The organism is Pedobacter sp. 01N310 (assembly GCF_056399805.1).
Genome location: NZ_JBFTSB010000001.1, coordinates 600279 through 624899 on the forward strand (window position 1 = coordinate 600279; position 24621 = coordinate 624899).

Consider the following 24621-nt stretch of genomic DNA (forward strand, 5'->3'; position numbering starts at 1 on the left):
GTTTTAGTTCATGTCCATATTTTATGATATCCCTTAATTTAAAAGGAATAGCCGATAGATAACCACAATTGAAAGTCGAAATAACCACCTGGGAGCCTATTCTTTAAATTATTTTGAACATGATAATAATCTCCATAACCTAAGCCTGTTAAGCCCTCTAAAAGAAAATGTTTTCCCGGAATAAATGATACGCCAAATGTTCCACCGTAACGCAAAGAACCTGCACTAAAATCCCTGTTTCGGCCCCAGCTGAAAATACCGGTTTCATCAACGGAGCGATGCGAGACAGCAGTTTTATCGAGGTTTCCGAAATAAACGCCATAAAAAGCATTGGCTTCTCTTTTTTTGATCGGGCGGATGTATTTCTTTGCACGAAGTAAGAAGCCTTCGTAATGGAGATAATCTCGGTAGCCCAGATTTTTAATTTCGCCTGAGGTGTATGCGAGCTCTAAACCATAGCGGTTTGAAAAAGTCTTTTCCATGGCTATTGTAGGCCTTTTGGCTACTAAATTCAAAATGTTTGTCTTTATCGTTAAGCCAGGTTCATCTTGTGCAAAGCTGGAATAGGCACATAAAATGAATATAAATAGGAGCGTTTTCTTTTTCATAATAAGGACGAAAATACTAAAATATTAGCCTCAAGCAATTAAAACTGTTGCAAACCAAAATTTAGTTCTTATATTTACGTAACTGATTACGTAATTAATTATTATTATGAATTTTTTCGAAGAAACTGGTAAAGTAGCTATAGGTAGCAGGTTAAGAATGCTAACCGATAAAGTAACTGAAGACGCATCGCAGATTTATAAGTTGTATAATATTGATATGCAACCTAAGTGGTTTCCTGTGTTTTATGCTTTGGCACAAGAGAAAGAAAAAACAATTACCGAACTGGCTAAAGATATTGGCCATTCTCATCCATCGGTGAGTAAAATCATTAGCGAAATGCTAAAAAAGGGTTACGTTAAAGAGGGAAAAGATAAAACCGATGGACGAAGGAATGTGGTGAGCCTTTCTCCTGCAGGTTTAGAGATCTCTAAAAAAATTGAAGATCAGCTAATCGATGTAAATGCTGCCATTGAAGAGATTTCGGGCCAATCACAAAATAAACTTTGGGAAGCAATAGGCGAGTGGGAGTTTTTATTGGAGCAAAAAACCTTGTTGAGAAGAGTAATTGAAAAGAAAAAAGAAAGAGATAGCTTAAAGATTGAGATTGTAGATTACCAGCCCAAATACCAGGAAATATTCAGGTCGCTAAATGTAGAGTGGATTTCACAGTATTTTACCATGGAAGAATCTGATTATAAAGCTTTGGATAATCCGCAGGGTTATATTTTAGATAAAGGAGGTTTTATATTGGTTGCTCTTTACGAAGGTGAGCCTTTGGGTGTTTGTGCACTAATTAAGATGTATGATGGCGAATATGATTTTGAACTGGCCAAAATGGCGGTATCGCCAAAAACACAAGGAAAAAATGTGGGCTTTCTATTGGCAAATGCCATTATTGATAAGGCAAGATCGTTAGGCGCATCTAAAATTTATTTGGAGAGCAATACCATTTTAAAACCAGCCATAAACCTTTACCATAAACTGGGTTTCCAAAAAGTGGCAGGTAAGCCCACACCGTACACGCGATGTAATATTCAGATGGAACTGGTGATTAGGTAGAGCTTAGTGTTTAGGGGGGTAGCGCTAACCTCTAAACTCTAAACTTATAACCAATGTTTAAATGGAACTTAGTCTAGTTTCAAAGCCTTAAGCAATTTATTCAGTTTTAATAAGTCTTCTGGTGTATCTATTGCAACTGTTTCTAAGTCAGTTACTTTTGTTTGGATATAAAATCCATTTTCGATCCAGCGAAGTTGTTCTAAGCTTTCGGCAATTTCTAAAGAAGATGGTGGTAATTTGGTAATGGCTTTTAACGATTCTGTGCGGTAACCGTAAATTCCGATGTGCTTGTAAAACTGATGCTTTTCTGCCCATACACCTGGTTCTCCATTTCTGATAAAAGGAATTGGGCTACGGCTAAAATACATGGCGCGACCGTTTACATCGATCACCACTTTAGGACTATTGGGATTGTATACACTTTCCTGACTCTGGATAGATTTGATTAATGTTGCTAACTGTACTTTTTCTTCAGTAAAGCAGCTTGCCAGTAATTCAATCTGAGCAGGTTCGATAAATGGTTCATCACCCTGGATGTTGATCACAATATCGTACCCAGGTAAAGTTTCAATCACTTCAGCGCATCTATCAGTTCCGCTTTGGTGATTAGTTGAGGTAAAGATAAATTCCCCACCAAACCGTTTTACTTCATCGGCAATCCGTACATCATCGGTGGCAATTACTACTTTCGATAAGCTTTCGGCTTTCGATGCTTGCTCGTAAACCCTTTGGATCATGGTTTTTCCGGCAATATCTACTAAAGGCTTTCCCGGAAAACGGGTAGAGGCATATCGTGCAGGAATAATTCCGATAATTTTAGACATACTATTTATTTAAAGTTCTTAATAAGACAACCGCACCAATAATAAGCGCCATAACTACATAAGAAATTGGATGAGCAAAGTTAAATGTCCAGCCCAAAATTTTATTGCGCTTGGGAACCAAAACCCTGGAATCTGATTTATTGAAATAAATAATTCCCCATTTCCAGTTTAATGGGTTTTCGTGCTGAAAATCTTTGCCCACCTTATTCGTTCAGATTAAAATAAACCGTTAATCTCCGCCTCAATAGATTGAATTACCGTACCTAGATCTTCTGGGTTGTTGGTGAAATCTAATTTATCTTTATCCAAAATCAGTAATTTCCCCAGGTTATAACCCTTAATCCAGGCTTCGTATTTTTCGTTCAGTTTAGACAGGTAATCGATACGGATGCCTGCTTCGTACTCACGGCCACGACGTTGGATATTATTAACCAATGTAGGTACCGATGCACGCAGGTAAACCAATAAATCGGGTGGTTTAATAAAAGAGGTAATGTTATCAAAAATAGCCCTGTAATTATCATGATCGCGGGTGGTCATTAATGCCATATCATGCAGGTTTTCTGCAAAAATATGTGCGTCTTCATAAATGGTCCTATCCTGGATTACGTTGCGTTTATTTACTTCAATGTCGGTAATTTGCTGAAAACGACTGTTTAGGAAATAAATCTGAAGATTAAAGCTCCAACGTTTCATGTCGCTGTAAAAATCTTCCAGATAAGGGTTATTGTCCACAGCCTCGTATAAAGCTTCCCATCCATAATTCTTGGCTAATAAACCTGTTAAGGTAGTTTTACCGGCACCTATATTTCCTACAATTGCTATGTGCATTTTCTTTAGATTGGAGATTTGAGATATGAGATTTGAGATTCGAGATATGCGACTGAGAATTAATCTCAAATCTAATATCTCAAATCTAGTTTCTCATATCTCAAATCTATTAAAATTATTAAAAACTTTTAAACCCGATTAAACTGCGAACCTCTCTGATGGTTTTTTGCGCGCTTTCGCGGGCCTTTAATGCACCATGTTTGGCTACCTGCCTTAAATATGAATCATTTTTGGCAATATCCAAAATACGCTCACGCATAGGTGCAGTCGTAATAATCATATCTTCTGCCAACTGTTTTTTGAAATCGCCGTAACGGATCTGCATTTTGCTATATAAATCTTCAAAATGTGCAAGTGTATCCGCACTCGAAACCACTTTCATTAAATCAAAAAGATTCTGAATAGGTTCAGGTTTTGGTTGGTTTTCTTCCGTTGGGCCACCGTCACTAACTGCTCTCATTACTTTTTTACGAATGGTTTCAGGGTCATCAGATAGGTAAACTGCATTGGCTTCGCCTTCTGATTTACCCATTTTGCCTTTACCATCTAAACCAGGTACTTTAACCAGTTTGTCAGAGTAGCTAAAAGCGTAAGGTTCAGGAAAATATTCTGTATTGTATAACCTGTTGAAACGGTTCCCGAAAGTACGCGCCATTTCCAAATGTTGCTCCTGATCTTTTCCAACAGGTACTTTAGTAGCTTTGTGGATTAAAATATCGGCGGCCATTAATACGGGATAGGTTAATAAACCTGCATTTACGTTATCTGGGTTGGCACGCACTTTATCTTTAAAAGATGTGCTGCGCTCTAATTCACCCATATAAGCGTTCATATTTAAGTATAGATAAAGCTCTGCAATTTCCGGAACATCACTTTGTATATAAATGGTACTATTTTCTGGGTCAATTCCACTGGCCAGATATTCAACCAAAACATGTTTAATATTTCCATGTAAATCGGCTGGAGTAGGATGTGTAGTTAAAGAGTGTAAATCGGCGATAAAAAAGTAGCAATTGTAGTCGTTCTGCATTTGAACGAAGTTTTTAACTGCACCATAATAATTACCCAAATGTAATTTTCCTGTTGAGCGGATACCACTCACCACTGTTTCTTTCATAATGGCACGAAATTAAAAATAAAATACAAGCAAATCATAAATCGCTTCAATTTTAATGGTAAGATTTTTTTAGTGTCGTCGTCATCTCTACCGAAGCGGAGAGATCTATAAGCTGAAATTTTTATTTTCCTAGTGGTTGACCTCTCATCGACCAAAAAGCTGCATCCTCATAATTTGAAGATGAAAGCAGGTATTTCATCGGAGGCTGTAGTCCTTCTTTCCGTTATATTCCTTGCTGCGCTCTGGGCTTTACACTTCAATAAGGTTTATTGACAGTGATTTTTGCAAGGACGGAACTGCGGAGAAGTACCTTTTCGATCGTTATCTCTCACTATTTTTTTCGTCATCTCGATCGGAGTGTAACGTAGCGGAGAGATCTTTTCCTAGCGCTGGTGCCGCAACAACCACAGCGAGCAATATAACCATAATTTGAAAATGAAAGCCGGTATTTCATCGGGAGCTACAGTCCTTCTTTCCGTTGCAAGTCCTCGCTGTGCTCCGGGCTTTACACTTCAATAAGGTTTACCAACAGCGGTTTTTGCGGGGACGGAACCGTGGAGAAGTACCTTTCGTCATCTCACTATTTTTTTCGTCATCTCGATCGGAGTGTAATGTAGCGGAGAGATCTTTAGAACGGGTTTCGCCAGTGCTTGGTATAATACAACCATAATCTTAGCCCAATGCAATCAGTTGTTTGAAATATCAAACTATTTTATATTTTTGGTTATCTATGATTTATCTTCTAAGACAAGTACACCGGATATGGTTTCTATTCTGGATACTGTTTTTTTTCGCTCTGTTCTATCCAATATATTACATTACCTCACGTAATGAGAAGTACTACAGTACGCTCAATTTTTTCAGAAAAGCCAACAGTTTTTTGTGCAGTTTGTTTTCAGGTGTTTTTTTTTGTTATCAATATGAAGAAAAGCTAAATCCCAAACAAACTTACATCTATTGCGCAAACCACACCTCTAACCTGGATATTATGATTTTCTGTATCATGGGGCATGGTAAATTCCATTTTATGGGAAAGGACGAATTGTTGAATAATCCCGTATTAGGCATTTTTTTTAAAACCATCGATATTTCTGTAAACCGCGACAGTAAGATTTCGGCTTTTAAAGCATTTAAAAAAGCTGGCGAAAACCTAGAAAAGGGGATGAGCCTGATTATTTTTCCGGAAGGTAAAATAGACGACCATTACCCACCAAAGTTGGGTGAGTTTAAAAATGGTCCGTTCCGCCTGGCTATCGATAAAAATATACCGCTCGTACCTGTGAGTATTACCAATGTTTGGAAAATTAATTGGGATGATGGAGCAAAGTATGGAAGTAAGCCAGGAATTTGCGATATTTACGTCCACAAACCCATAAATACATCAACTTTGGCAGATGTTGATTCTGATGTACTGAAAGAAAAGGTTTACAGATTGATTGATAGCAAGTTAGTATAAATATGAACTTAGACGCAAAAACCATCCATAAAATAGCCGATCTGGCCAGAATTCATATTGATGAAAAACAGGTCGATACACTGATCCCTGAAATGAACAAAATTTTGTCATTCATGGAAAAGTTAAATGAACTGGATACTTCAAACGTGAAACCATTGGTTTATATGAACGAATCGGTTAATGTTTGGAGGGAAGATGTGGTTAAGCAGGAAATAGCTACAGCTGATGGTTTGAAAAATGCAGCAAAGCATACCGACCAATTTTTTATGGTACCAAAAATTATTGAGAAATAATGGTGTAATCGTCATGCTGATTAATTCAGCATCTTTAAGATTAACATTTGTGCAGTAATTTTTAACCCTCTTGTAACATCTTACCCTTTACGCTTGTCTAAAAAAGAAAAAACATGGAGAAACCACTCATCACTATAAAAGAAATTGGCCGTAAATATGTTATTGGATCTGAAGTGATTCACGCTTTAAAATCAGTTTCTTTAGATATTAATAAAGGCGAATTCGTAGCATTGATGGGCCCATCTGGTTCCGGTAAATCAACCCTGATGAATATTTTAGGCTGTTTAGATACACCCTCAAGCGGAACCTATGTTTTAAATGGAACCAATGTGAGTCACATGAGTGATGATGCCTTGGCAGAAGTGCGCAACCAGGAAATCGGCTTCGTTTTTCAAACCTTTAACTTATTGCCACGTTCAACATCTTTAGATAATGTTGCCTTACCTTTAATTTATGCTGGAACAAGTAAAAAGGACAGGGATGCAAGAGCAGCTAAAGCATTAGAAAATGTAGGCTTAGGCAATCGTATGGATCATAAGCCAAATGAACTATCGGGCGGTCAACGTCAACGTGTGGCCGTAGCCAGGGCTTTGATCAATAATCCATCTATTATTTTGGCCGATGAGCCAACAGGTAACTTAGATACCAAAACATCAATTGAAATAATGGGCCTGCTTGAAGAAATCCACAGTAAAGGAAACACCATTATTCTGGTTACGCACGAGGAAGATATTGCGCAGCATGCTCACCGTATTGTACGTATGCGTGATGGCTTGATTGAAAACGATTATTTAAATACAGATGTAAAAAATGTATCTCCACGTTTACAGGCTTTGAATGATACTGGCAGCGATTGGGAGAAAATTAATTAAGGCTTAAGGTATAAGGTTTAAGGCGTAAGGTTTTACCCTAAACCTTCTACCTTTTACCTTCAACCTTTCTAAATGAAAATCTACACTAAAACTGGCGATAAGGGCAAAACATCACTCATTGGTGGTACCCGTGTACCTAAATATCATTTACGTATCGAAACCTATGGAACTGTTGACGAGTTAAATTCGCACATAGGTTTAATTATGTGCCAGGATATTGAGGCGCACGACCAGAAGCTATTAAAAGAAATTCAGGATAGGTTATTTACTATTGGTTCATCGCTTGCAGCAGACCCTGAAACATCTAAAATGAAGATCCCCGATCTGCACGATACTGATATTACCTTGTTGGAAAATGAGATGGATCTGATGAACGAAAAGCTGCCTGCTTTAAAACATTTTGTTTTACCTGGCGGAAATACTGTCGTTTCTTACTGCCATATTGCTAGATGTGTTTGTAGAAGGGCAGAACGACTCACAGTTGAACTTGCAGAAAATAGCTTTGTAGATGAGCGTGTAACAGTTTATTTGAATCGTTTAAGCGATTATTTATTCGTTTTGGCACGAAAACTGACCGTGTATTTTAAGACGGAAGAAAATATTTGGATTCCGCGGGTTTAATAGTGGAAAAATAAGTTTGTTTTGCTCAAAAATTTTAATATACTTTGCGCAATAATAAGAACAAGAATTTAATTGAATTGACGATATGTATTGGACATTAGAATTAGCATCGCACTTGGAAGACGCACCATGGCCTGCAACTAAAGACGAATTAATTGATTATGGTATCCGCTCTGGTGCCCCAGTAGAAGTAATTGAAAACTTACAGGCATTAGAAGATGATGGCGAACCTTATGAAACCATTGAGGAAATTTGGCCAGATTACCCAACTAAAGAAGATTTCTTCTTTAACGAGGACGAATACTAAACATTAGAAACTATAAAAAACCTTCCAGCTAAACTGGGAGGTTTTTTTTATGCTTTCATTTCCCATACTATTCGTCATACCGATAAAATAATTACATTTTTTAAACAAAAGTGAAAAGCCAAGTGTTAATACACCAATAATATAACATTGCTAAAAAATTAACACTATGGGAAATTTATTGTATTTAGTCGCAGTAGTATTGGTAATACTCTGGGTGATCGGATTTATATTTCACGGCTTCGGAGACGTTGGCGGTATAATCCACGTTTTATTGGTAATCGCAGTTATTGCAATTCTGCTTAAAGTAATTGGACGGGCAGCGTAAAAAAAATATATCGCACCGATATTCATTGGTTTAGAAGTAGGGGACGCTTTGAAATGGATGGATTAAAAAAGGAGTTTCATTTTTGAAACTCCTTTTTATATTTTTAATTTTTTAACAACAATTCGGCAAGTTCAAGATCAATAGGATAGGTAATTTTAATATTTCCTCTTTCTCCTTCGATGATATTAATCTCATAACCAATAGATTCTACCACGCTTGCGTCATCTGTAAAATGAGCGTCGAACTCTTGGTTGTAAGCTTCTTTAAGAATGCTAAGGCTAAAAGTTTGTGGCGTTTGTACTAAATAGATCTCATCGCGTTTTAATGCCGCTGTTTTATCGTCTCTAAGCAAGCGTACGCTATCGCTTGATTGTACGGCTGCAATAACGTTTCCCTGTAGCTCAGCTTCATTAAAACAGTTGTCGATAAGAGATTTGGAAACGAGCGGACGAACGGCATCGTGAATGGCAACATAACTTTCTTCTTCGATAGCATGGATTGCATTTTTCACAGAGTGAAAACGCTCCGTGCCGCCATCGATAACCTGGTGTGGTACATGGAAATTAAATTCCTCACATAACCGAGTCCAGTAAGCTTGTTGATCTTTGTTTAGAACCAATAAAATTTTAGGTTGGGTATCACTTTGTGCAAAAGCTTTTATGGTATGCATCAAAACCGGAAGGTTTTTGAGCAGTAGAAATTGTTTTGGGGTTTCCGTTTGCATCCGATTGCCAGAACCGCCTGCTACAATTATAGCGTAGTATTTCATGTTTTAAGATGTGAGATTATAGATTTGAGATATGAGACTTGGTTTAACTCAAATCTCATATCTCAATACTCAAATCTATATAATTAGCATGGCATCGCCATAGCTGTAAAATTTATATTTTTCTTTTACTGCAACTTCGTAAGCATTCATTACGTTCTCATATCCGCCAAATGCACTTACCATCATCAATAAAGTAGATTCTGGGGTGTGGAAATTGGTAATCATTGAGTTTGCAATACTGAAATCGTAAGGAGGGAAGATAAACTTACTGGTCCAATCGTTAGCCGATTTTAATGTTCTGTTAGCAGAAACAGCCGATTCGATAGCACGCATTGAAGTAGTACCTACCGCGCAGATTTTTCTTTTTTCCTCTAAAGCTTTGTTTACAATGTTTGCATCTTTTTGCTCGATAATAAATTGCTCAGAATCCATTTTGTGTTTGGTTAAGTCTTCAACCTCAACAGTTCTGAAAGTTCCTAAACCAACGTGTAAAGTTACTTCTGCAAATTCTATACCTTTAAGTTCAAGACGTTTCATCAACTCACGACTAAAGTGTAAACCAGCAGTTGGAGCAGCTACAGCACCTTCGTGCTTAGCAAAAATGGTTTGATAACGTTCTTTATCTTCAGCAGTAGCTTTGCGTTTAATGTATTTAGGAAGTGGAGTTTCACCTAAAATTTCAACGTTTTTTCTAAATTCTTCGTCAGTACCTTCAAATAGGAAACGGATGGTACGGCCACGTGATGTGGTGTTGTCTACAACCTCAGCAACCAATAAATCGTCGTCGCCAAAATATAATTTATTACCTACACGGATTTTACGTGCCGGATCTACCAAAACATCCCATAAACGTAATTCCTTGTTTAATTCACGTAGCAAGAAAACCTCGATGGTTGCACCGGTTTTCTCTTTATTGCCATATAAACGGGCAGGGAAAACCTTAGTGTTATTTAATATCATTACGTCTTTGTCATCGAAATAACCTAAAACGTCTTTAAAAATTTTATGTTCAATTTTACCGCTGTCTTTATGTAAAACCATTAGGCGAGCTTCGTCGCGCTGTTCTGCCGGATTGTTGGCTACTAATGATTCTGGTAAGTTGAATTTGAATTGTGATAATTTCATTCTTGATGAATTTTTTGAGGTGCAAAAATACGAATTTAATTTTTCTTTTTCGTATTTTATCAAACGCAATTTATGTATATTATGTTTTAATCAATTTAAATCAAATAATACAGGGCGATTAATGCATTGTAGACATAAAATTAATTAGTTTTGAAGATAAGCTGTAACCTTTTGAAAAGCTTTGCATCTAACCTTTAATTATGATAATCTTTAGGCTAATAGGCGAGAGTTTCCGTTTTGCATTTGATGCGTTGCGCCAGAATAAATTACGCACCATGTTATCGCTTTTGGCTATAACAATCGGTATTTTTACCATCATTGCTGTATTCTCTGCAGTAGATACCTTTCGCGGTAAATTGCAGTCCAGTGTAGATAAACTGGGTTCCAATACTATTTATATTCAAAAATGGCCTTGGAGTTTTGGTGATAATTACCCTTGGTGGAAATATATGAACCGCCCTCAGCCTTCATTGCGCGATTTTGAAGCCCTCCGCGAGAGAATTGAAAATGCACAAGGCGTTACATTCGAAATATCAACTAACGATAGGACGATCAAATACAGAAGTAACTCAGTAGAAGGGATTTCGGTATGGGCAGCATCGCACGATTTTAATAAGACCTGGAATTTCGAGCTTCAGGACGGCCGGTATTTTACCGAAAATGAGAGTAAAAACGGCTCACCTGTTTGTATTTTAGGTTCTGATATAGCCGACGGGCTTTTTGATGGAGGTGCGCCAGTAGGTAAACAGGTACAGATTTTAGGAAGAAGATTAACTGTTGTTGGTGTTTTCAAAAAAGAAGGAGAAGATATGTTAGGTACCTCTCTTGATAAAAACGTAAATATTCCGATTGCTTTTGCGAAAGGTGTTTTAGATATCCAAAGCGAGCGTTATGGTCCACAGATTACAGTTCGTGGTAAGGATAATGTGAATTTAGAAGAGGTAGAAAGCGAATTGAAAGGTTTAATGCGCTCCATCCACAGGATCAGACCTGGCCAGGAAGAAGATTTTGCACTAAATAAAACCACCATTATTTCTAACCAGTTAGATTCGATGTTTAAAATGGTAAATATTGCCGGTTGGGTAATTGGTGGGTTTTCGATCCTGGTTGGTGGTTTCAGTATTGCCAATATCATGTTCGTATCGGTTAAGGAACGTACCAATATTATCGGCATCCAAAAATCGCTGGGTGCAAAAAACTATTTTATCCTGCTTCAATTCATATTCGAATCGATTTCGCTTTGTATTTTAGGTGGTTTGCTGGGTTTATTACTGGTCTTTCTGCTCGCCCTGGGGATTGGTGCGGCCACAGATTTTCATATTATACTGGGCTTGAACAATATTGCCTTAGGTATTGGCATATCAATAATCATCGGCACTATCTCTGGTTTTTGGCCAGCATATTCAGCATCAAGGTTAGACCCGGTAGAGGCGATTAGAAGTTAATTTGCAGTTAACGGTTTCTGGTTTTCAGTTGCAATGCCCTTAGTTGATAAACCTTATTGCAGTGGAAAGCCCGCAGCGCAGCGAGGAATGTAACGGAAAGAAGGACTGAATTTTCCGATGAAATGCTTGCTTTCGTTTCCAAAAACCATATCGTCATTTCGAGGGGTAATTTATTTTATAAAAATCAATATGAGTGACGTTTAATTGATTTCTTTTGCCCTAAGGCGCGGTCTTGCCTCGGCTCGCCGCCACCGAAGGGCTCTTTCTTTTTGGCATCAAAAAGAAGCAAAAAATGCCGGCTGAAAATTTTTCTTTCGAAGCTAGTGGGTTGGCTTGATGAGTGCGGCCCGAAAAATTTGTTAGGCCGGGTTTAAGTACAACGGGGATACCGTGGTGAGGCCTAGTTGGGCGGAAACACAAAATCGGTTAAAATGTTGATTATTAGTAGTTATGTAAAATAACGTCAATGGTAGCGGAGTGCAACGCAGTCGAGAACCCGAAGGCTCAGCGAAGCTAAATCTGTTGCAATAGATCTCTCTCCCGAAAATTCGGGACTGAGCTTCAGTCGAGATGACGAACCTTTTTTTCTTGAGATAACGGTAATATAAATAAAAAACCCATGTTAAACTTAATTAACATGGATTTTTATGATGATATTGCTAACCGCAAACGGTTAACTGAAAACTTGTTAGGCTAACTTACCTAAAGCTTCTTTAATTCTTCTTAATGCTTCAACCAAACTCTCGTCAGATGCTGCATAAGATAAACGGATGTAGTTGTTGTTACCAAACGAATCGCCACCAACAGTTGCTACGTGACCAACGTTTAATAGATATAAAGCCAGGTCTGAAGAATCTTTAATTACATTTCCGTCAGCATCTTTTTTACCGAAGAACGAACTGATTTCTGGAAAAAAGTAGAAAGCACCATCAGGAAGATTTGTTTTTACACCTGGGATTTCGTTTAATAAATTGTAAACCAATTCTCTACGGCGCAAAAATGCTTCTTTCATTTCTAAAACACTGGCTAAACCTTGCTCGTAAGCAACAATTCCTGCTCTTTGCGCAATAGAACAGGTTCCAGAAGTGGTTTGTCCCTGTAATTTATCGTTAGCTGCTGCAATTTCTTTATTAGCGGCAATATAACCTAATCTCCAGCCTGTCATGGCGAAAGCCTTAGAGAAACCGTTAACAATGATTACACGGTCTTTAATGCTGTCGAATTGAGCAATAGACTCATGTTTATCAACAAAGTTAATATGCTCATAAATCTCATCAGATAAGATGTAGATATTAGGGTGTTTTTCGAAAACGGCAACCAGCGCTGCTAATTCTTCTTTACTATAAACCGAACCTGTTGGGTTACATGGCGAAGAAAACATGAATAATTTCGATTTCGGCGTAATGGCTGCTTCTAATTGCGCAGGAGTGATTTTGAAATCACTTTCAATATCGGTATCGATAAAAACAGATTTTCCTTCTGCAAGGGTTACCATTTCTGAGTAAGAAACCCAGTAAGGAGTAGGGATGATTACTTCATCATCAGGATCAATCAAAGTTAAAATAACATTCGATAAAGATTGTTTTGCACCTGTTGAAACCACGATCTGAGAAATATCATAGTCCAGGTTGTTTTCTGTTTTTAGCTTGTTTACGATTGCCTGGCGCAGGTCTGGATAGCCCGGTACCGGCGAATAACGTGTATAATTTTCATCTAATGCCTTTTTAGCTGCATTTTTTACGTGATCGGGTGTATTGAAATCGGGTTCACCAACGCTTAAACTAATGATGTTAATGCCCTTAGACGCTAGCTCGCGACCAAGTTTGGTCATTTTAAGGGTTGCGGATTCAGATAGACTGTTGATTCTTTTGGATAAGGTGCTCATGGTTAATTACTTTGAGCGCAAATATATAAACCAAATATTATTCTGCACTAAAAAAGACATAGTTTTTCTCATTTAATTTATTCGATAAGCGTATTTTTGAAAAAAATATCCTGGTGTCGGTAAAAAAGAAAGCTATAATAATTTCTCTGGTGGTGAGTGTGGTGCTGATGTTGGCCAAGTTTGTTGCGTACTTTATTACGGGATCAAACGCCATCTTAACAGACGCAGCAGAGAGTATTGTAAATGTAATAGCAGGGAGTTTTGCCTTTTATAGCATTTACCTAAGCACACAACCCCGCGACGAAAATCATCCTTATGGACATGGAAAAGTTGAGTTTTTCTCGGCTTTTGTAGAAGGGATATTGATTTTGATCGCAGGAGTGGTTATTATTTTCAAATCTTCGTACAACCTTATCTATCCTCATTTGGTAGGGGAACTATTAACAGGAACGCTGATTATTGGCATCACGGGCCTGATTAATCTGATTGTGGGCCTATACCTCATCAATGTAGGTAAAGATGAGCATTCGGTTACATTGCAGGCTGATGGTAAACATTTGTTAACTGATACCTACACCAGCGCGGCGATTGTTGTTGGTTTAATATTAATTCAGCTAACAAATATTATTTGGCTAGATAGCCTGCTTTCTTTTTTGGTAGGTTTTTACATTGTTTATTCTGGTTATAAACTTACCCGTGGTTCGGTGGGTGGATTAATGGATGAAAGTGATTTTACACTTGTTGAAGAAGTAGTAGATGTTTTACAAAAGAACAGGCACAACCCATGGATTGATGTGCACAACCTGCGTACCCAGCAATATGGCCCTGAATTTCATATCGATTGCCATGTAACATTGCCTTATTATTTTGACTTAAATAAAGTTCACCGCGAAATCTCGCAGATTGATGAACTGATCAATAAAAACGGCTTTCGCAAAGCAGAACTCTTTATTCATGCAGATCCATGCTTGCCTGAATGTTGCCATTATTGCCACATGAGTGAATGCCCAGTGAGGGCAGAGGCCTTTAAAAAGGAAATTGTATGGACACCAGAAATAGTAATTAAAAATAAAAAGCATTTCGAAAATGAGCTACTTTAATGTTAGGGTCTATGGATTGTTAATTAACCAAAATAATGAGGTTTTGGTAAGTGATGAGGAAGAATATGGCTTTCGTTTCAGTAAGTTTCCAGGTGGCGGTTTAGAACTTGGCGAAGGATTAATCGATGGATTAAAACGTGAGTTTGTGGAAGAATGCGATGCTGAAATTGAAGTATTATCTCATTTTTATACTACAGATTTTTTTGAAAAATCGTCATTTAACGATAGCCAGGTAATTAGTGTGTATTATATTGTTAAAGAAAAAGCTCCTTTGCAGCTGACCTTTAAAGATGTTATTTACGATTTCGATGGAGAAGGTGAAATTCTTCAGGCTTTCAGGTGGGTGAAAATTGAAGATTTAAATATTGAGGATATTACCTTTAAAACAGATAAAACCGTAGGCCAACTTCTAAAAAATCAATATTCAGTTATATTATAATCATGATGCCCGATTCGTCCAAACTCCATACTCCAGATTCTAAACTCAACTTAACTGAACGCGATCAAAAGGTAATCTGGCATCCCTATACCCAAATGAAAAATGCACTTCCTCATATCCCAATTATTAGGGGCGAGGGGGTATACGTTTTTGATGAGGATGGTAAACGGTATATCGATGCGGTTTCATCCTGGTGGGTGAACATTCATGGTCATTCACACCCTTATATTGCACAAAAAGTAGCCGAACAGCTCAATGTGCTTGAACATGTGATTTTTGCAGGTTTTACGCACGAGCCCGCTGTGCTACTTGCAGAAAGGCTTTTACCTATATTGCCTGGCAAACAGGATAAAGTTTTTTATACCGATAACGGATCAACAGCAGTAGAGGTAGCCTTAAAAATGTGCCTGCAGTACTGGGACAATAAGGGCACGCCAAAAACGAAGATTTTAGCCTTTAAAAATGCCTATCATGGCGATACTTTTGGCGCCATGTCTGTTAGCGGCCGCAGTATTTTTACCGATGCTTTTAACAGTCTATTGTTTGATGTCGAGTTTATCGATCTGCCAAACGAAAATAACATCTCATATCTAACATCTCATATCTCGAATCTTAAAGATACCGCTTGTTTTATCTTCGAACCACTCATTCTAGGATCGGGCGGGATGTTGATGTACGAAGCTAAATATTTGGATCAACTTTTATCTGCCTGTAAAGATGCAGCAATTTTAACCATTGCTGATGAAGTGATGACAGGTTTCGGTAGAACAGGAACTTATTTCGCTTGCGAGAAATTAACTAACAAGCCTGATATTATTTGTTTAAGCAAAGGTTTAACCGGTGGAACAATGCCATTAGGGGTAACCACCTGTACGAAGGAGATTTTTGAAGCATTCTTAAGTGACGATAAATTAAAAACACTTTACCACGGACACTCTTTTACAGCGAATCCTATTGCCTGTGTAGCTTCTTTAGCGAGTTTAGATATTCTGTTAAAAAGCGAAACACTTCAGAATATTAAGCGTGTAGAAGCCAAACATGCTGTTTTTCTTGAAGAAATTAAAGCACATCCTAAAGTTAAAGCAATTAGGCAAACGGGAACAATTATTGCAATAGAGTGGGAGACTGGCAATGAAACCTCTTATTTAAGTAATCTGCGTAATTTATTGTATGCGTACTTTTTAGATAAGGGAATTATATTGAGGCCATTGGGCAATATTATCTATATCCTCCCACCGTATGTAATCAGCGATGAAGATCTCGATTATATTTATGCAGGCATAAAATCGGCTTTAGAAGAGGTATAGGTGCTTTTAGGTCGTAGCTAGTTGCTACGACCAGTATTTGTTTTTTAGAATGGTCGTCATTCCCACGCAGGTGGGAATCTTAAAGCAACTTACAAATCAAGCTAAAGCATTAAGATTATCTTCGATGAGCACTTCGTGGTTCCCAATCAAGTTGAGAATGACGAATCGACTAAATCTGTCATTCAAACTCCTTTGTTTTTCCTGAAACTGACTTCTCAGAATGACGAAACGGGCGAATTACGCTCCTGGTTCCAAATAATTTTTAAGTGCATCATTAACGAAATAAGTCCAGCCGCCATTGAAACTTGTTTTGGCAAAGTCAGGGCCGTTCTCAGCAAAGCTTTCTATACCACTATGTGTTAATTTCAGCCTTGTTTGCTCGCCTTGCTCAAATAACTCCCAGCTTACAACAGAGTTACCCGGATAACCGTCATACCGCCAACTGTAGGCGAGTTTCCTGCCCTCAACAATTTCTGTTATTTCGCAGAGATGTAAATATTGAGGACCATCATCCGGTCCACCAGAAAACTCAAACTTAAAGCCTACTTCGGGTTTAAAGTTTTCCAATTGAAAATACCACTGTTTAATTTCATTGTTGTCGGTTAAAGCTTTCCAAACTTTTTCGATAGGCGCATTATACACCCGTTCTACAATAACTGGTTCGTTTTTCATCTTTATTTTGATTTAGTGTCTTTTGATAAGTGTATTTCTAAAGCATCTAATTTGCTTGTCCAAAAAATACGGTATTGTTCTACCCATTTAGATACTTCTGCTAATTTTTGAAATTGTATGTTAAAGTACCGGTCACGGCCTTGTTGGGTAACTTCTACTAAACCACATTCTGTTAAAACTTTAATGTGCTGTGAAATGGCAGGTCGGCTCATGTCGAAATTTTCGGCAATCGCATTTAAATTTAAGGTGTTATGCGCAATTAGATTGATGATTTCTCTTCGGGTAGGATCGGCAATGGCTTGAAATACATCTCTTCTCATAAAATTAATTGCGTAAGTAATTGCTTACAAATATAAATGTAAGTAATTGCTTACGCAAATTTTAATTTATTTTTAAATAATAAAATTAACCCAAGGGCATTTTGCTCATATCCATATATAGAATACTCCATCTTTGTCCATCCAGATCAACAAAACCACAGCCATACATCCAGCCGTCTTTATAACCGGGCTCGCCATAAAGTGTGCCACCGGCAGCTACAACTTTTTCAGCCAGATCATCTACTTCCTCCGGACTTTCTGCATCAAAGGAGAATAATACTTCGCCGCCATTGCGTTTATCGGCAATACTGGTTCCTGCAAACCCTTCGTACAAAGCCTCTTCAAAAAGCATAATCGCTAAATTACTTTCTCCTACTAAAAAGCACGCCGAATCTTCGCGGGCGCCATACTGGAGGTTAAGCGTAAAACCGAGTTGCGTGAAGAATGCTTTTGACTGGTTAATGTTTTTTACCGGAAGGTTTATCCAAAGTGATTTTGTCATAACGTTTTATATTTGATGTAAGTAAAGATAGGTAAGCAGCTATAGAGTTGTCCTTGCTAAAAAAGAAAATTAACAGGGCTGTTTGAGACAATTCAGGTTATCGTGATTAGCTTATATTTTCTTCTATTCCTTATATGGTTAACGCATTGCGGCAATATTGCGCCTTGTGAAGCATAGTACTTTATTAGCCTGCGTTTTATAATCTTATGGGCTTAACTGGTTAGTGAAGTTATTGTACTAATTCTTGCCATGCACGGCATTTAAGGGTATTTCAGCTCATAATGTTAAGAATTGTACTTAAGCTTTGTACTTTTCTGAAAGGTCCTTTGAGGCCACATTGCAATAAGAAAGTGTAAGTGCATCGATAAGCATTTCGTCTGTTAATGCTGTTAGGTCAAAAATTGTCCAACCTTGTTTGCCCCAAGCCCCGCTAGCTGGCCATATGCTGTTCCGATCAAAATCACAGAAAACAGACTGATCAATTGCTGATAATTTAAATGTTGCCTGCTTTTTCTGGGTATTTAGCGTAGCAAAGATCTTTTTATTTACCCGGAAGGAAGTTTTTTCGAAATGTGGCAATTCAATAACTTCATCAAAAGATAGGCAATGAGCTATAAATATTGATGAATCCATGGCGTGTAGTTAAACGTTACAATTTATACAATTTCTGTGGGTGTTGTTCCGCGTAGTTCAGAATTAAATTTAAGATATAACTGTTGGACTGATAGATAGAAAGATCATTTTTGATTGGCGCCAGACCGTCAGCAAGATAGTTCTTATCGGTGAAGTAGCCCATTCCATAAAATTTTCCATTCTCTACAACCAAACAGCTAAACTCGTTGTCTTTTCTGCCCTCATCCACCAATGCGAAACTTGGTTGTTGTTTCTGGATATCGGCCAATGCTGTGTTTAATTTTTTATTATAAACACTTACAGTTTCTATTCCGCTGCAGGCACCAAAACATTGCCCATTTTCGTGTGCATAACATTTAGTGGCCGTTTTTTGCAGGTAACAGAGCTTAGCACAAAGCTGGTATTTATCAACAAGTTGGTTTAAGAAATTATAACCTTCCAATAAGCTGTTAAAACTCTGAAAAGCGTTATTGTTTTTTTTATGTTTATCTATCGCTAAGCGCAAATAGCCGTTTTGATCTTCGAAAACATATAAATCATATTTATGCTCATAACGCTTCATTGCCCGGTTGTTTTCAGGCCAAAGCCGTTTTATTTCATTGGCTTCTAAAATGAGTGCCATTAATTCGGTACCACAGATTACATGGTCTACATGATGAATCGTGCGTAAAAAATCCTGGCGTTGCCGGTTAGGTGTATTGCCTGTAAAGTGACTGGTTACGCGTTTCTTAAGGTCTTTAGCTTTTCCAACATAAATAATCTTGCCCTTACTATCTTTAAAATAATATACACCAGGTTGATGAGGTAACCTCAGAATCGAAGCTTTATCTAAGTGCGGCGGTAAAGCCTGCTCTTTTGATGTTTTCTTCAGCATTTCCGCAATTATGCCTTCCTGATCGTATTCTAGCAATAAATTGAATAGGATACTTGTTGCATCTGCATCTCCCGCTGCCCGGTGTCGGTTTTGAATCGGAATCTGCAAGGCTGTACAAAGTTTTCCTAAACTATATGAAGATTTGCCAGGAATTAGTTTTCTGCTCAACCTTACCGTACACAGCTTTTTGCATTGTAAATCATATCCTGCAGCTGCCAAATGATGCTTCAAAAAGGAATAATCGAAGTTTACATTGTGCGCCACAAAAACCTTATCGTTTAATAACTGATAAATCTGTAAAGCAACATCATCAAAAGTTGGGGCATCCAACAACATGTTATCATCAATACCTGTAAGCGCCGTAATGTAAACGGGTATAGGCTGCTTCGGATTAATTAGGGTAGTGTAAGATTCAACTATTTCATTGCCATCATGGATGTTAATGGCAACCTCGGTAATACCATTTGCTGAGGCATGACCACCAGTGGTTTCGATATCTACAACTGCGTATAACATTAAATTAATTTGAAATACAAATCTATGCTAAAATAATTAGTATGAAAATAATTTTGATTATTTCTTTAGYATAAAAAAAACGGTTATGTATTTAACGTAACCGCTCTGGTATTTTGTATGTAAATATTTAAAGTTTACTTAGTAGCTTGCTTAAATTAGGTTTGATGCCAATAGAAATCGGTACAGTGTTAAAAGCCCTGTTCTGGATTTTACTAAAGCCATACATGTAACTGGCCTCTACAAATAAATTGGCACCTCCAATATTATATTCAATACCGGCCCCACCTTCGGCAATACCCAAACCATTCGATTTATTATCTTGGGTAACCTGCAGGGTTGTGGTATTAACGCTAGCCTGAGGCGTAAGAATAAAACCGCCACCAGCACCTGCAAAACCATAAAAAGCCCATTTGTTTACAATTTTACGGTACCCTAAAGCAACATTTAGCAAGTAGGTGGTTGCCCTGCCTTTTTGTAAAGTATAGGTGTAGCCCGCATCTGGCGTTATCTGGTTAAAAGTAAAAGCATGTAAACTTGCTTTAGGGTATAAGAACAAACCACCTTTACCCAAACCCAAGTTTAAACCTAAAGATGTTGAAAATTTTGGTTTAAAATAATCCGAAGTTTCGCCCATTGGGAATGCAAAGCCAATTCCACTCATAGAATAGAGTTTATCTGGTCTGCTTTGTGCTTTTACTTTGATTGATAATGCTGCACATAACAACAGAAGAGATAGTAGTAATTTTAATTTCATATCTGATTTTTTAATTTTCGGTTAAAGCACTTACTTTTTGGAGCAAATCTGCCATGTTAAAGGGTTTTTCTAAATAATCGTCGGGATGGTATTGTTGCGATGTGATATAGTTTTCATCGTACCTCGCCGATGCCATAATAATAGGGATGCGCGCTGTTTCAGGATTTAACCTTAACTCTTTAAACACAGCACGCCCATCCATCCCATTTAACATAATATCTAGAATTATCAGATCGGGACTAAAATCTCTTATTGTTTTAAAAATATGTCGTGGCGATAGTAACGGATAAACTTTATAATGTTCGGTTTCTAATACATTCTGGAAAACTTCTAATACATCTGGATCATCATCCACAACCAACACTCTTTTCAAAACAGATAAATCAATTAATAATAAAATAGATTATCCTAATACAAAGTTTTAGACGTAATGTTTTGATTATGCCTTAAAAATTGATCCGATGCTGATGTTCGAACTATTAAAGACTATATTATGGTGCCGGGACGGGGCTTTTCCTGAAGTAAATTGTTCTTGATAAAATTTGCGAAAAGTTCTATATATGTGCCCGAAACAGTAAACGATGTTTCGCCAGAAAGCAGTATTTTATTACCGAGTACACTTTTAATATGCTGTTTTGCAATAACAACAGTAGGGTTAATCTGGATAAATGCCGAATGCTTCTTTAACATTTTCAAAGTCTTGGTAAAATTAGATTTTGAACTTAGAAAAGCATTTTTTGTAGTTTTAAATTGAATATCTTCCCCCATTTCTTCTATTGCAATCAATTCATTCAGATCTATTCTTACCAAATCAGCATTTTCTCCTTGTAAAGGGATGTAAAAGAAATGATCGGCGAAAATGGAAAAAGGATGTTGTTCTTTTTTTCCAGTTGGATAGAGGTTGTTTATTGTTTTCGTAAAATGTAAAATAGAGTAGGGCTTAAGCAAATAAGCATCCGCATCAACTTTAAAAGCATCAATGGCATACCGTGGGTGCGCCGTAGTGAAAACCAGGTGTTTTGTTTTTTGTCTTAATAAGGTTGCCAGTTCGATTCCGGAAAGTGAAGGCATTTCGACATCCATAAAAATAATATCGACAGGATTAGATACCGATATTTCTGCCAGGGCTTGGAGTGGTTCAGTAAAAGTTTGGATAAGCTTTAAATCAGGCAGTTTCTCCATATATGCTATTAAGCTCTCTAGGGAATGAGGGTCGTCATCAATAGCGATACAACTTATTGACATTTTTTATAGGTTTAGTTGATGCAAATTACAATTTCAACCATTAAAATGAAAAAAAAACATATTCGAAACGGATTTTTATGTATTCAGCAAGGAAAATCAGCTTTTCTTTTGAGGTTATTGTGTAATTTGAAATTTTAAACTAAAGTTATTAAAGCACGCTTTCTTATTTGATTTTAATAACCAGCATTACTTTGAAAAACTGGTCTGAATCAGTAAAGTAGCTGAATTCAGCATTTTTACCATAACTGTAAGCTAAACGCTTCTTTATGTTTTCCAATCCGGAACTTAAGCCTGAGTTGTCTTTAATTGCTTTTACTAAGTTTGAAGTTTCTATGATAAGTTGACCATTTTCAATTCTCAAACTCACTTCGGCAGGATGTGATGGTGTAAGCAGCTCGCCATGCTTAAACATGTTTTCTACTAAAGTGATTAATACTAGAGGAATGATTTTAGTGTTACGTATTTCATCATCGTACCAGAAACGGAGCTGTAAATGGTGATCTTTACGAAGCTGATGCAGGTTGATGAGGTTTTCTACCTGGTTAATCTCCTCATCAAGCAAAATAAATTCTTTATCCTGATTGCTATCAACCGAATAGCGCATCATCTCTGCAAGAGAATGAATGGCCTCTGCTGCAACCGGAGAAGAATCTTTGGCATTTTGGTAAATAAAATCCAGGGTATTAAATAACAAATGGGGCTGTATCTGGGCTTTTAGAAAAGCATTCTCTGATTTTGCGATTTGAATGATGTTATTTAAACGTTGCTTTTCTAAATCTTCGATTTTTTTTCGCTCTTCCAGGAAATTAAGTAGAAAGTAATAACTGGTAGAGAAACTCATAAAATAGATAGCACGATAAATTGGATGAGCAAAAAACGATGCTGTAAATTCAATCTTAAACGGACCATTATAGGATGTGTAGTTGAGAAGGATATAATCTAAAATTACAATTAATATAAGGTACGCAACCAGCTCCAGTAAGATAAATAATGGCAATCTCCACCATCGGCCACCTAGCGTTTTTAATGCAGACGGCAATACAACGTGGGCATGAAAATAAAAGGTTGCCACGTTGAAACTATAAAAAGTAATGTAATTACTGATTAGTTGAAATTTCCCTATAAAAATACCAATGATAACGGCCTCGTAAAATATAAATATGGTCCAACATATAATGTGGAGTTTTTTATCTGATATCCAGCTTAGAATTTTGTGAAATTTATTTTTCCTACTTATTAAGTTCATTTAGCAAGTTAATTTGGGAGCGGGTACATAGGGTTAACAAAGAAACTTTGGTAATTTGCTTCTTTTGATAACTAAAATACTAAAAAATTAGTTTAAGATCGGTTTGTTTTAATTGTTTTCTCCTTAATATAGTCCTGTATGCTTTCACGGTAACTATTTCCTACATTAATAGTTAGATTATTGATCATTTTTAAGGTATTGCCCTCTACCTTTTCAATATAATTCTTGGCTATGATAAATGAGCGATGTACCTGGGCAAAATTCTGATAGTCTTTTAAAATGATTTTTATCTCTGATAACGCAATGTATGATACAATCGTTTCGTTTATGGTAAAAATGCGTACATAGTTTTGAAGACTTTCTACGGCTACAATGTCGGTGTACCTTACTTTAATTAAGTTATTTTTTTCGCTTTTATTCCTAACAAAAAAATAATCATCATCTTGCTTAACTGTTAGGTTTGGTACACTCGGGCTATAAGGGAATAATCTATTTATGGTTTCAGCAAAACGGGCAAAAGTGTATGGTTTTAATAAATAAGCACTAGCATACATTTCAAAAGCCTCGTAAGCATATTTAGAGTGGGAGGTGGTAAATATTAATTTGTCTGTTTTATGCCTTATTGCTTTTGATAATTCTAAGCCCGAGATCATAGGCATATCAACATCTATAAAAACAATGTCAACGTTATCTCCTGCTGTAATTTCGTTTAATGCCTGTAACGGATCTGTATACGAGTTTATTAAATGAACGTTTGCAAGATGATTGATATATGATTTTATACCGTTGACGGCGTGAATGTCGTCATCAATTACGATACATGTTAATTTCATTAGGCGTGTTTTAAGGTTAAACGAAATTATAGGTTGCTTTTTAAATAAAGAAATTATTTTAGGCCTGCAACGATGTTTAGTTGGTTTTTGTAGTAAATATGATATGTATATGTTTTTTTATGCAAGAAACATGATCAGCGAAAACCGATGATGAAGGTTTTTACAAAAAGAATAAAACAAATTTATTTAATTACTTGTATAACAATATATTGTATTTTGAATCGTAGTTATTAATAGATATATTTAATAACCAAAATAATCATCCCTAATCACCTAAAACAATATCCCATGAAAAATAGAACCCGCACCGCCAATAGATTAAACGTGTCTATTACCAAAAAGGTTATTGAACTACAGGAGCAAGGTTACGACTGTGATTTTCTGCTACTGGCTAACGGTAGTTTACAGTGCATGCAAACTAACTTAAGCTATCCGCTAAGTACGGTTGCTATTAAACAAAGGGAACATGGCTACGATTTCTTTAGCCATTCTTATAAAAATGTACATACTATTGAAACAGGAAATGGTGAAAGAGGTGTACTGCTTACCGAAAAAGTATTTTAACCGCTTACTTTATGCCTTTAATCAGTAGTTAAAATTTACTGTGTTTAGCAGGTATTTCATGCGAACTTAATTATTGCG

30 protein-coding genes are annotated in these 24621 nt (G+C 36.9%); 12 read left to right on the plus strand and 18 right to left on the minus strand.

Features of this window, described 5'->3' with window-relative positions; all coding sequences use genetic code 11:
- Positions 1-38: 38 nt before the first annotated feature.
- Positions 39-608 (minus strand): DUF3575 domain-containing protein, encoded by a 570-nt coding sequence (locus AC1DNH_RS02070; RefSeq protein WP_477625121.1) that lies wholly within the window; start codon positions 606-608, stop codon positions 39-41.
- 106 nt (positions 609-714) lie between these two features.
- Here AC1DNH_RS02070 and AC1DNH_RS02075 point away from each other — a divergent pair, with 106 nt between their 5' ends.
- Positions 715-1668 (plus strand): bifunctional helix-turn-helix transcriptional regulator/GNAT family N-acetyltransferase, encoded by a 954-nt coding sequence (locus AC1DNH_RS02075; RefSeq protein ID WP_477583518.1) that lies wholly within the window; start codon positions 715-717, stop codon positions 1666-1668.
- A gap of 68 nt (positions 1669-1736) precedes the next feature.
- Here the strand turns inward: AC1DNH_RS02075 and kdsB are convergent, their stop codons facing one another.
- From kdsB to trpS, 4 genes are all read right to left on the minus strand, one after another.
- Positions 1737-2492 (minus strand): 3-deoxy-manno-octulosonate cytidylyltransferase, encoded by a 756-nt coding sequence (kdsB, locus tag AC1DNH_RS02080; protein ID WP_215127599.1) that lies wholly within the window; start codon positions 2490-2492, stop codon positions 1737-1739.
- A gap of 1 nt (position 2493) precedes the next feature.
- Entirely contained in the window at positions 2494-2694 is a 201-nt protein-coding gene (locus tag AC1DNH_RS02085) for a DUF5808 domain-containing protein (protein WP_477583517.1), read from the minus strand.
- A 14-nt stretch (positions 2695-2708) separates the two neighbouring features.
- Complete coding sequence (locus tag AC1DNH_RS02090; RefSeq protein WP_025144984.1) at positions 2709-3323, minus strand: deoxynucleoside kinase; 615 nt, start codon at positions 3321-3323, stop codon at positions 2709-2711.
- Positions 3324-3441: 118 nt separating this feature from the next.
- The gene (gene trpS / locus AC1DNH_RS02095; RefSeq protein WP_131031177.1) at positions 3442-4440 is read right to left on the minus strand and encodes a tryptophan--tRNA ligase; all 999 of its coding nucleotides are present in this window, start codon (positions 4438-4440) and stop codon (positions 3442-3444) included.
- Between the two features lie 730 nt (positions 4441-5170).
- Between trpS and AC1DNH_RS02100 the strand changes: the two genes are divergently transcribed.
- The 6 genes from AC1DNH_RS02100 to AC1DNH_RS02125 all read left to right on the plus strand — a co-directional run bounded on the left by AC1DNH_RS02100 (position 5171) and on the right by AC1DNH_RS02125 (position 8314).
- A complete protein-coding gene (locus AC1DNH_RS02100; RefSeq protein WP_477625122.1) occupies positions 5171-5896 on the plus strand; it encodes a lysophospholipid acyltransferase family protein in 726 nt (241 codons plus the stop codon).
- Between the two features lie 2 nt (positions 5897-5898).
- A complete protein-coding gene (gene gatC / locus AC1DNH_RS02105) occupies positions 5899-6189 on the plus strand; it encodes an Asp-tRNA(Asn)/Glu-tRNA(Gln) amidotransferase subunit GatC (RefSeq protein WP_029278731.1) in 291 nt (96 codons plus the stop codon).
- A gap of 113 nt (positions 6190-6302) precedes the next feature.
- Positions 6303-7061, plus strand: coding sequence for an ABC transporter ATP-binding protein (locus AC1DNH_RS02110; protein WP_477583484.1), 759 nt, complete (start codon positions 6303-6305; stop codon positions 7059-7061).
- A gap of 72 nt (positions 7062-7133) precedes the next feature.
- Positions 7134-7682 carry a cob(I)yrinic acid a,c-diamide adenosyltransferase gene (locus AC1DNH_RS02115; protein ID WP_477583482.1) on the plus strand — a complete coding sequence of 183 codons (549 nt, stop codon included), beginning with the start codon at positions 7134-7136 and terminating at the stop codon, positions 7680-7682.
- Between the two features lie 85 nt (positions 7683-7767).
- The gene (locus AC1DNH_RS02120) at positions 7768-7989 is read left to right on the plus strand and encodes a DUF2795 domain-containing protein (protein ID WP_010603503.1); all 222 of its coding nucleotides are present in this window, start codon (positions 7768-7770) and stop codon (positions 7987-7989) included.
- A gap of 166 nt (positions 7990-8155) precedes the next feature.
- On the plus strand, positions 8156-8314 hold the full coding sequence (locus AC1DNH_RS02125) for a lmo0937 family membrane protein (RefSeq protein WP_139180130.1): 159 nt from the start codon (positions 8156-8158) through the stop codon (positions 8312-8314).
- A gap of 103 nt (positions 8315-8417) precedes the next feature.
- On the opposite strand, the gene AC1DNH_RS02130 is transcribed toward AC1DNH_RS02125, so the two are convergent.
- Positions 8418-9083, minus strand: a complete 666-nt coding sequence (locus AC1DNH_RS02130; protein ID WP_477583480.1) for a 2-C-methyl-D-erythritol 4-phosphate cytidylyltransferase — start codon at positions 9081-9083, stop codon at positions 8418-8420.
- Positions 9084-9158: 75 nt separating this feature from the next.
- Positions 9159-10208 (minus strand): tRNA preQ1(34) S-adenosylmethionine ribosyltransferase-isomerase QueA, encoded by a 1050-nt coding sequence (queA, locus tag AC1DNH_RS02135; RefSeq protein WP_029278727.1) that lies wholly within the window; start codon positions 10206-10208, stop codon positions 9159-9161.
- 200 nt (positions 10209-10408) lie between these two features.
- Between queA and AC1DNH_RS02140 the strand changes: the two genes are divergently transcribed.
- The gene (locus AC1DNH_RS02140; protein WP_215127580.1) at positions 10409-11653 is read left to right on the plus strand and encodes an ABC transporter permease; all 1245 of its coding nucleotides are present in this window, start codon (positions 10409-10411) and stop codon (positions 11651-11653) included.
- Between the two features lie 688 nt (positions 11654-12341).
- On the opposite strand, the gene AC1DNH_RS02145 is transcribed toward AC1DNH_RS02140, so the two are convergent.
- Complete coding sequence (locus AC1DNH_RS02145) at positions 12342-13538, minus strand: pyridoxal phosphate-dependent aminotransferase (protein ID WP_209435043.1); 1197 nt, start codon at positions 13536-13538, stop codon at positions 12342-12344.
- 113 nt (positions 13539-13651) lie between these two features.
- Between AC1DNH_RS02145 and AC1DNH_RS02150 the strand changes: the two genes are divergently transcribed.
- Genes AC1DNH_RS02150 through bioA form a run of 3 tightly spaced genes read left to right on the plus strand, consistent with a single transcriptional unit; the run spans position 13652 to position 16384 of the window.
- Positions 13652-14638, plus strand: a complete 987-nt coding sequence (locus AC1DNH_RS02150) for a cation diffusion facilitator family transporter (RefSeq protein ID WP_131031170.1) — start codon at positions 13652-13654, stop codon at positions 14636-14638.
- Positions 14625-15077 (plus strand): NUDIX domain-containing protein, encoded by a 453-nt coding sequence (locus AC1DNH_RS02155; protein ID WP_477583478.1) that lies wholly within the window; start codon positions 14625-14627, stop codon positions 15075-15077. Before AC1DNH_RS02150 ends, AC1DNH_RS02155 begins: the two co-directional genes overlap by 14 nt.
- Before the next feature lie 2 nt (positions 15078-15079).
- Complete coding sequence (gene bioA, locus AC1DNH_RS02160; protein ID WP_477625123.1) at positions 15080-16384, plus strand: adenosylmethionine--8-amino-7-oxononanoate transaminase; 1305 nt, start codon at positions 15080-15082, stop codon at positions 16382-16384.
- Between the two features lie 237 nt (positions 16385-16621).
- On the opposite strand, the gene AC1DNH_RS02165 is transcribed toward bioA, so the two are convergent.
- The 10 genes from AC1DNH_RS02165 to AC1DNH_RS02210 all read right to left on the minus strand — a co-directional run bounded on the left by AC1DNH_RS02165 (position 16622) and on the right by AC1DNH_RS02210 (position 23979).
- Positions 16622-17056, minus strand: coding sequence for an SRPBCC family protein (locus AC1DNH_RS02165; protein WP_477609470.1), 435 nt, complete (start codon positions 17054-17056; stop codon positions 16622-16624).
- A gap of 2 nt (positions 17057-17058) precedes the next feature.
- Positions 17059-17376, minus strand: a complete 318-nt coding sequence (locus AC1DNH_RS02170; RefSeq protein ID WP_477583228.1) for an ArsR/SmtB family transcription factor — start codon at positions 17374-17376, stop codon at positions 17059-17061.
- An 85-nt stretch (positions 17377-17461) separates the two neighbouring features.
- The gene (locus AC1DNH_RS02175; RefSeq protein ID WP_477583229.1) at positions 17462-17878 is read right to left on the minus strand and encodes a VOC family protein; all 417 of its coding nucleotides are present in this window, start codon (positions 17876-17878) and stop codon (positions 17462-17464) included.
- A gap of 297 nt (positions 17879-18175) precedes the next feature.
- Positions 18176-18511 carry an MmcQ/YjbR family DNA-binding protein gene (locus AC1DNH_RS02180; RefSeq protein ID WP_477583231.1) on the minus strand — a complete coding sequence of 112 codons (336 nt, stop codon included), beginning with the start codon at positions 18509-18511 and terminating at the stop codon, positions 18176-18178.
- Between the two features lie 16 nt (positions 18512-18527).
- Entirely contained in the window at positions 18528-19901 is a 1374-nt protein-coding gene (locus AC1DNH_RS02185) for an exonuclease domain-containing protein (RefSeq protein ID WP_477583233.1), read from the minus strand.
- A gap of 127 nt (positions 19902-20028) precedes the next feature.
- Entirely contained in the window at positions 20029-20655 is a 627-nt protein-coding gene (locus AC1DNH_RS02190; RefSeq protein WP_477583235.1) for a hypothetical protein, read from the minus strand.
- 10 nt (positions 20656-20665) lie between these two features.
- Complete coding sequence (locus AC1DNH_RS02195) at positions 20666-21019, minus strand: response regulator (protein ID WP_477583241.1); 354 nt, start codon at positions 21017-21019, stop codon at positions 20666-20668.
- Between the two features lie 122 nt (positions 21020-21141).
- Positions 21142-21900 (minus strand): LytR/AlgR family response regulator transcription factor, encoded by a 759-nt coding sequence (locus AC1DNH_RS02200; protein ID WP_477583237.1) that lies wholly within the window; start codon positions 21898-21900, stop codon positions 21142-21144.
- Between the two features lie 163 nt (positions 21901-22063).
- The gene (locus AC1DNH_RS02205) at positions 22064-22972 is read right to left on the minus strand and encodes a sensor histidine kinase (RefSeq protein WP_477607600.1); all 909 of its coding nucleotides are present in this window, start codon (positions 22970-22972) and stop codon (positions 22064-22066) included.
- Positions 22973-23238: 266 nt separating this feature from the next.
- Positions 23239-23979, minus strand: coding sequence for a LytR/AlgR family response regulator transcription factor (locus AC1DNH_RS02210; protein ID WP_477585273.1), 741 nt, complete (start codon positions 23977-23979; stop codon positions 23239-23241).
- Between the two features lie 288 nt (positions 23980-24267).
- On the opposite strand from AC1DNH_RS02210, the gene AC1DNH_RS02215 reads away from it, so the two are divergent.
- Positions 24268-24543, plus strand: a complete 276-nt coding sequence (locus AC1DNH_RS02215) for a hypothetical protein (RefSeq protein ID WP_215127552.1) — start codon at positions 24268-24270, stop codon at positions 24541-24543.
- Positions 24544-24621 lie beyond the last annotated feature (78 nt).